At 65.5% G+C, this 7,071-nt stretch carries 10 protein-coding genes; 2 read left to right on the forward strand and 8 right to left on the reverse strand.

The features are described 5' to 3' along the window. From QK444_RS29305 to QK444_RS29315, 3 genes are all read right to left on the reverse strand, one after another. Positions 1-241 (reverse strand): hypothetical protein (locus tag QK444_RS29305; protein WP_282785360.1); only part of this gene is annotated, 241 nt, incomplete at its 3' end. A gap of 10 nt (positions 242-251) precedes the next feature. Beyond that, positions 252-530 (reverse strand): hypothetical protein, encoded by a 279-nt coding sequence (locus tag QK444_RS29310; protein WP_282785361.1) that lies wholly within the window; start codon positions 528-530, stop codon positions 252-254. 11 nt (positions 531-541) lie between these two features. Then, positions 542-811 (reverse strand): hypothetical protein, encoded by a 270-nt coding sequence (locus QK444_RS29315; protein WP_282785362.1) that lies wholly within the window; start codon positions 809-811, stop codon positions 542-544. Positions 812-1,014: 203 nt separating this feature from the next. On the opposite strand from QK444_RS29315, the gene QK444_RS29320 reads away from it, so the two are divergent. After that, positions 1,015-2,367 carry a hypothetical protein gene (locus tag QK444_RS29320; protein ID WP_282785363.1) on the forward strand — a complete coding sequence of 451 codons (1,353 nt, stop codon included), beginning with the start codon at positions 1,015-1,017 and terminating at the stop codon, positions 2,365-2,367. Between the two features lie 219 nt (positions 2,368-2,586). Continuing rightward, on the forward strand, positions 2,587-2,940 hold the full coding sequence (locus QK444_RS29325) for an HNH endonuclease signature motif containing protein (protein ID WP_282785364.1): 354 nt from the start codon (positions 2,587-2,589) through the stop codon (positions 2,938-2,940). A gap of 128 nt (positions 2,941-3,068) precedes the next feature. On the opposite strand, the gene ychF is transcribed toward QK444_RS29325, so the two are convergent. The 5 genes from ychF to QK444_RS29350 all read right to left on the reverse strand — a co-directional run bounded on the left by ychF (position 3,069) and on the right by QK444_RS29350 (position 7,036). Then, the gene (gene ychF / locus QK444_RS29330) at positions 3,069-4,148 is read right to left on the reverse strand and encodes a redox-regulated ATPase YchF (RefSeq protein ID WP_029931397.1); all 1,080 of its coding nucleotides are present in this window, start codon (positions 4,146-4,148) and stop codon (positions 3,069-3,071) included. Between the two features lie 482 nt (positions 4,149-4,630). After that, complete coding sequence (locus tag QK444_RS29335) at positions 4,631-5,047, reverse strand: PIN domain nuclease (RefSeq protein ID WP_282785365.1); 417 nt, start codon at positions 5,045-5,047, stop codon at positions 4,631-4,633. After that, the gene (locus tag QK444_RS29340; protein WP_282785366.1) at positions 5,044-5,262 is read right to left on the reverse strand and encodes a type II toxin-antitoxin system VapB family antitoxin; all 219 of its coding nucleotides are present in this window, start codon (positions 5,260-5,262) and stop codon (positions 5,044-5,046) included. The genes QK444_RS29335 and QK444_RS29340 overlap by 4 nt, the downstream gene beginning before the upstream one ends. A 50-nt stretch (positions 5,263-5,312) precedes the next feature. Further along, the gene (locus tag QK444_RS29345) at positions 5,313-6,149 is read right to left on the reverse strand and encodes a carbohydrate ABC transporter permease (protein WP_282785367.1); all 837 of its coding nucleotides are present in this window, start codon (positions 6,147-6,149) and stop codon (positions 5,313-5,315) included. A gap of 8 nt (positions 6,150-6,157) precedes the next feature. After that, complete coding sequence (locus QK444_RS29350) at positions 6,158-7,036, reverse strand: sugar ABC transporter permease (RefSeq protein ID WP_282785368.1); 879 nt, start codon at positions 7,034-7,036, stop codon at positions 6,158-6,160. Positions 7,037-7,071: the final 35 nt, after the last annotated feature.

The raw sequence follows: 7,071 nt of genomic DNA on the forward strand, positions 1-7,071 counted from the left end.
CGTCGAGTCCGACGCCGCCTTTCCATCCTCGGGTGATGCGGGGTTTGCCGACGCGGGGCCACCAGACCGGAGGGTGGCCGTGTTCCTCGTCGTGGGCGACAACCGCCGCGAACATGTCCTCCACGCCTACCCAGCTGCGCCCATGCTCGGCGGCGATACGAGCGGCGGTTCGGAACAGCACCACCAGGGCAGGAGCTACCCCATCGATCGTTACCCGGCATTCGTCGTGTTCGCCAGTCATAGCGGCAACCCTAGGCATCAATCTCGAGGCCGGTGCAAGTTATCGCCATCGGGGCACCGGCAACGATGATGACGTGAGATCCGAACACATCCTGGCCGTCGTAGAAGCCGCCCCGGCACGTGCACACCGCTTTCGTGGGGTCGTCCGGATTGAGCACCCACCGCACCACGCCGTCGCTCTCCTGCTCACACTGCTGCGGCGTGACGGCGGCAGCTGAGCCGGTGCTCAGTGCGACGGACGCGAATACGGAGGCAGCACACACAAGCACGCGAATCATGTTGTGTAGCATGGTAATTCCTTCTATGTAGATGTTCCTCTTGATTCCAGCTCGCCCGACTCGTCCCAGGCGAACAAGCGCCAGGTCGGCAGTTCAGGCGGCAGGTTGCTGCCGGATTCGATGTCCTCGACCTCGATCCGGTAGTCCGGATTCCACTGGCGCAAGGCAGTGGCGAACCGCGCGATAACGTCGGCGGGCGCGGTGTAGCTGACTGCGAGATGCTCTGGGCCGCTTCCGAACCCGACGTGCATAACCGCTCGTTGCGGCAAGGTTGGTGGCTCGTCGTTACTCACGGCACCCCCTCATGCGAATGCTTGGAAGCACTCGCCACCGGGGACGTTCGGCGCGGTGTTCATCCCGGCGGCGGGTGCGAAATCGAGCCTGGTCGCCAAGGGGCGGTCTCGGAACCGCAACTTCGGCCCCCAAGTTCAGGCGAACGAAGTCGCGGGGTGTCGATTCGCGATACCTTCTGAGTAGATGTGGGGAAGGGCATCCGATGAGCGAACAGTCAAGGGAGAACCTCCGATTCGATCGGCTGATGGAGGAACGAGGCTGGAGGCGGACCGATGTAGCGGCGATGGTGAACGCCGCTTACGAAGAGATCACCGGCAAAGAGGGCTGCTACGACGCCGACAAGATCCGACAAATCGCCCGGGGGACGCTGATGTGGCCTACGAAGGGCTACCGCTTGGCGCTCGAAAAGGCCTTCGGTGTCACCGCGACTGAGCTGGGGCTCCACAACCCCCGCGCTGCGACCGCGAAACCGTCGCAAACTGGTACGAGTGTTCATGCTGACCTACTCTTGGGGTGGGGAGGCGAGGAGGTTGACGAGGTGCAGCGTCGAGAGCTTTTGAGGGCTATCGCCGTACTCACGGCGTCGTCGCCAGCGATCGTGGCAGCACTGAACGCCGATGAGCTGGAAAGAACCATCCGCGCTGCGGCTTCCCCGAACCGGGTGGACGGGGCGGTCCTGGACAATGTTCAGGCCATCCTGAACGCCGCGCGGTTGCAGGACGACTTGCTCGGCCCGCAGGCGGCTATTCGAACCACATTGACACAGGTCGACATCACCGAAGCCTTACTCAGGGGCTATAAGGGGCCGCTCGCGTCGCGCCTTATGTCGTTGCGAAGCAAGGCGAGTACGTCTGCGGGATGGCAACTGTTCGACCTCGGCCGTAAGGAGTCGGCCGAAGATCATTTCGAGAAGGCTCGCGACGTGGCCGACGAGGCTCGCGACTACGCAGCAAGCGCTATGGCTCTCGCTGAGTGGTCGGGTATGACCGAGGAAGTTGGCAAGCCGATCGAGGCTGCCGACCAGGCCGCCGCCGCAGAGTTCCGTGCTGCTCGCTCCGGCGATCCGCATCTACAGGCTCACGCAGCGGGTATTTCGGCTTTGGCATTGGCGAAGTCCGGACCTGAGTATCACGGTGATGCACGAGCGGCTCTGGCTCGCGCAGACAGTTTCGATGTGAGCGCTACACGGACGCCCGATGAATCTCTCGCGTACTTCTGCACGCCGGGGCACATCGCTCGGATGCGGGCGAAGGCGCTTCGCCAGATCGGCGACTTGCCAGCCGCTATCGACGCGGCTAGGGAGTCGCTGAGACTTCAGGCGGTTCGAGATCGTGCCGCCTCGCATATCCTGCTCGGCACGATCTATGTCGATGCCGGGCAATTGGATGCTGGAATCGAGTCGATCTTGACAGGCGCGGAGGTCGACGTCGACAACGGATCAGCGCGACTGTCCAGCCAGCTACTCGATGCCCGAAACCTGGTTCATATCCGTGCTCCCGGTTCAACTGCCGCCCGCAGGCTCGATAACCAGCTAGCACAGCTTCAGATCGTCTGAGAAGCGCTCAGGCCCCGAGGCGAACCGGTGGCGTCAGATCGGATCATCGAAGGCGGGCTGTCCGGTGCGACCACCATGACCGCCGCCGACTGCTCACGCATGTGCACCAACGTCTTACAGGCCCGGACCCGCTCACCACACCCGTTCGACCCACTCGATGACCGCAGCACACCCCGGCTTCCGACCGATCGGCCACCGCGGCGCGTAGTCTCAGCACCTATGCCGTCCGGCGGTAGCAGACAGGTTCGAGCCGCGCGCAAGCGCAAGCGGCGGATGGCACGCGTCGTCCACGACCTCACCGACCCGCAGTGGGACGCGCTCGAGACCTGCTGGGGCGGGTGCGCGTACTGCGGCGCCCACGCCACCCCGCTACAGAAGGACTGTGTGCAGGCCATTTCACGCGGCGGCCGCTACACCCTCGGTAACGTCGTGCCCGCGTGCGGGTCGTGCAATGCCAGCAAGTGCAACGCGGAGGTGACCGGTTGGCTGCGACGCAAGAAGCTCGACGAACGCTCGTTTCTCCTACGCCACTACGAGATCTCGACCGAACTCATCGCCCGCTTCGCCCAGTGACACAGCCACCAACCGTGGTCGCCGCAGTGCCCCAGTCACCGTGGGATCTCGAACTCGCTCAACGGGCCTCGCTCCGAGCCACGGCATTCAATGTGCGTCGACTGCCGATCGCCTTGTAGCCCCTACGTTCAGACGTTGAACCGGAACTCCACCACGTCCCCATCCGCCATCACGTAGTCCTTACCCTCCATCCGCACCTTGCCCGCGGACTTGGCGGCCGCCATGGAGCCCGCCGCGACCAGGTCGGCGAAGGCGACGATTTCGGCCTTGATGAAGCCGCGTTCGAAGTCGGTGTGAATGACGCCGGCGGCCTTGGGGGCGGTGTCGCCCTGGTGGATGGTCCAGGCTCGGGCTTCCTTGGGGCCGGCGGTGAGGTAGGTCTGGAGGCCGAGGGTGTGGAAGCCGGCGCGGGCCAGGGCGTGCAGGCCGGGTTCGGTTTGGCCGATGGATTCGAGGAGTTCCAGGGCGGATTCGGGGTCGAGTTCGAGGAGCTCGGCCTCGACCTTGGCGTCCAGGAACACCGCGTCGGCGGGGGCGACGGCGGCCTTCAGTTCGGCCTTGCGGGCCTCGTCGGTGAGCACCGATTCGTCGGCGTTGAAGACGTAGAGGAACGGCTTGGTGGTGAGCAGGGACAGTTCCTTCAGGAGTTCGCCGTCGATCTTGTCGCGGACGGAGAAGAGGGTCTTGCCCTCGTTGAGGAACTCCTGGGCCTGCTTGGCGGCGTCGGCGACCGGCTTGCGGTCCTTCTTGACCTTGGCTTCCTTGTCGAGGCGCACCACCGCCTTCTCCAGAGTCTGCAGGTCGGCGAGGATGAGTTCGGTCTCGATGACCTCGATATCGGACAGCGGGTCGACCTTGCCGTCCACATGCACCACGTCATCGTCGGCGAATACGCGCACCACCTGGCAGATGGCGTCGGCCTCGCGAATATTGGCCAGGAACTTGTTGCCCAGGCCCGCGCCCTCGGACGCGCCCTTCACGATGCCCGCGATATCGACGAAGGACACCGTGGCGGGCACGATGCGCTCGGAGCCGAAGATCTCGGCGAGCTGGTCGAGCCTCGGGTCGGGCAGCGGGACCACGCCGACATTCGGCTCGATGGTGGCGAACGGATAGTTCGCCGCGAGCACGTCATTGCGGGTCAGCGCATTGAACAGCGTCGACTTTCCGACATTGGGCAGGCCGACGATTCCGAGGGTGAGACTCACGGAGAGCAGATTCTACCCGCGCGCATCACCGGGAACCGAGCCGGGCGGGCTGAGCCGGGCGGGCGGACCGGGGCGGCCGAGGGCCGTTTTCGTCGGTGCCCGCCGATACCACCCGATACGAGGCGAGACCGCGAACCGGCCGCCGCCAACGATTCGAGGGGGTGCCGTGATGGCGTATTCGAAACCTGTACCGCTTGGCGACGCGCTCGACGCACTGAACAGGCAGTTGGCGAACGCCGCAGCCGCCGGACAGCTGTCGCTCACCGTTCCGGCGGATACCGAGCACACTTGTGGAACGGAACATCCGAACACTCTCATCGCCCGCCGCAACCTGGCGTACGCCTACCGATCGGCCGGTCGTCTCGATACACCTCGCGCTGGCCTACGCAAAGGGCCTGCACACCGATTCTCGCGGTGGTGCTCCGGCACCTCCGTTCACAGCCAATCGATGAACTCGGCAGGATGGTCAGCTCCAAGGCGGCTCAGCCCCGGACATCACCTACGAAGGCCACCGGCTGCCCGGTTATCCGCGCGACCGTGGCGAAGTCGCGGTCGTCGCACAGGATCGTTAGTCTGTGATGCTCGGCGGTCGCCGCCACCAGCAGATCCACGGCCCCCGCCGAGCGATGCGTGCCTTGTTCCGTCATCAGCTGCTGTATGTCAGCGGCACGTTCGTATCCACGCTCGTACATCGGGACCCAGGCGAACAGGTCACGCAGTAGACGGCGCTTCTCGAGTCGGTCGGCCAGTGAGCGAGCCGAGTACAGGAATTCGAGCTCGACAATCGGACAGGTGGCTATCACTCCCGCGGTCAACTGGTCCACCCATGCCTGTCGCAACTTGTCCTGCAAGATCCGGAAGAGTCCGGATGTGTCGATGAGGTACAGGGCTGTGCTCACCGCCGGTATGCCGCCTTGTCGTCGAGGAATTCATCGAAGTCGCCCCGATCGGCCATGTCGCCTAGGCGGGCCAGCGCCCTGATCCGGACCAGCCGCTGGCCGACCTCACGTAGTGCGGCGTTGACGGTGTCCTTCTTGGTCTTGGTCCCCAGCACCTCCGCGGCGATGGCCAGCGCCTCTTCGTCGATCTCGATCGGAGTCTTCGATGCACCCATGAGCTGTCTCCTTCGGATATCCAGTACATCCAAGTTAGACGTCCATGGTATCAACGGCCGCCGAGGCCGGAGAGGGCGATACCCCGGATGAAGGCACGCTGGGCCACGGCGTAGACGGCGATCAGGGGCAGCAGGATGACGACGGCGGCGGACATGAGCAGGGGCCAGTTGGTGTGGTACTGGCCCTGGAGGCGGACCAGGCCGAGGGTGGCGGTGGCGTAGTCATTGCGTTGGATCATGATCAGGGGCCAGAGGAAGTCGTTCCAGACGGTGATCCAGGTGAGGACGGCCAGCACCATGAGGGCGGGGCGGGTGTGCGGGAGCAGGACACGCCAGTAGATCTGCCAGGGGGTGCAGCCGTCGAGGATGGCGGCCTCCTCCAGTTCGCCGGGGAGGGTGGCGAAGAACTGGCGCATGAGATAGGTGCCGAAGGCGCTGCCGAAGAGGCCGGGGACGATCATGGACCAGGGGGTGTCCACCCAGCCGAGGAAGCGCATGAGAATGAACTGCGGGATGACGGTGACGGTGAGCGGCACCATCAGCGTGGCCAGGTAGCAGACGAACAGGACATCGCGGCCGGGGAACCGCAGGCGGGCGAAGGCGTATCCGGCCAGTGAGCAGAAGAACACCTGGCCGGCGGTGACGCAGGCGGCGTAGACGGCGGTGTTGAGGAGCATGCGGCCCAACGGAATGAGTTCGAAGACCTCGGCGTAGTTGGACCACTGCGGATGCGCGGGGAGCGGGGACGGATCGGCTACGCCGCCATCGGATTTCAGCGAGGCCGACAGCGCCCAGAGAATGGGGGCCAGCGCACACCAGCCGACACCGACGAGCACAAGATAGGCGAGCGCGCCCGCGGCGATTCGCCGCCGGATATTGCCGCCCACCCGCGCGCTCACCGCTCCCCCTCGCCGCGGCGGGCCAGCCGCAGCTGCACGATCGTGAGCACCAGCAGCATCGCGAAGACCACCCAGGCCAGCGCGGCGGCGTAGCCGATCTCGTAGAAGCGGAAAGCGTTCTGGAACAGCATGATTCCGAGCACGTAGGTGCCGGTCTCCGGACCGCCGTTGCCGCCGGTGAGAGCGTACGCCTGATCGAAGGCCTGCACGGTGTTGATGACCGTGATGACGAAGACGAACGACAGCGCGCCCCGGATGAGCGGCAGGGTGATGGACCGGAAGCGCCGCAGCGGTCCCGCGCCGTCGATTCGCGCTGCCTCGTACAGGTTTTCGGGCACGCCCTGCATGGCGGCGAGCAGGATCACCGTGGCGAACGGCACGCTCTTCCACACGGTCACGATGCTCAGCGACACCAGCGCCCAGTCCGGATCGGTCAGCCACGGCACCGGCCCCAGCCCCATCCACCCGAGCCCGAGGTTCACCAGCCCGTCCTCGGTGGCGAAGAGGAACCGGAACACCACGGCCATGGCGACCGTGGAGGCCACCAGCGGCAGGAACGCCAGCGTGCGGAACAGGCCGATACCGGGCAGCGTCCGATTGAGCAGCCCGGCCACGGCCAGACTGATCACCACCGTGGGCAGCAGGGTGAGCAGCGTGAACACCGCCGTGTTCCGCAGCGCGATATAGAACAGCGGATCATCGGCGAACAACCGCCGGTAGTTCCCCGTTCCGACGAATCGCGGCGGAGAGAACAGATCCCAGGAGTGGAAGCTCAGGTACAGCGAGAAGCCCAGCGGGAACAGCAGGAACACGGCGACCGCCGCCACATTCGGAGCCACGAACGCCACGCCCGCGCGCGCCCGCCGCCTGGCCAGCGCCGAGCGCGGCGTGGAGGGGCGCTCCTGCCGCG

The organism is Nocardia sp. CC201C, assembly GCF_030010695.1.
GTDB classification, from domain to species: Bacteria; Actinomycetota; Actinomycetes; order Mycobacteriales; family Mycobacteriaceae; genus Nocardia; species Nocardia otitidiscaviarum.

Bases quoted from the DNA above. Each gene is read 5' to 3' on its own strand.
- QK444_RS29310 (WP_282785361.1), bottom strand. From the start codon at position 530: ATGCTACACAACATGATTCGCGTGCTTGTGTGTGCTGCCTCCGTATTC.
- QK444_RS29320 (WP_282785363.1), top strand. From the start codon at position 1,015: ATGAGCGAACAGTCAAGGGAGAACCTCCGATTCGATCGGCTGATGGAG.
- QK444_RS29325 (WP_282785364.1), top strand. From the start codon at position 2,587: ATGCCGTCCGGCGGTAGCAGACAGGTTCGAGCCGCGCGCAAGCGCAAG.
- QK444_RS29340 (WP_282785366.1), bottom strand. From the start codon at position 5,262: ATGGGTGCATCGAAGACTCCGATCGAGATCGACGAAGAGGCGCTGGCC.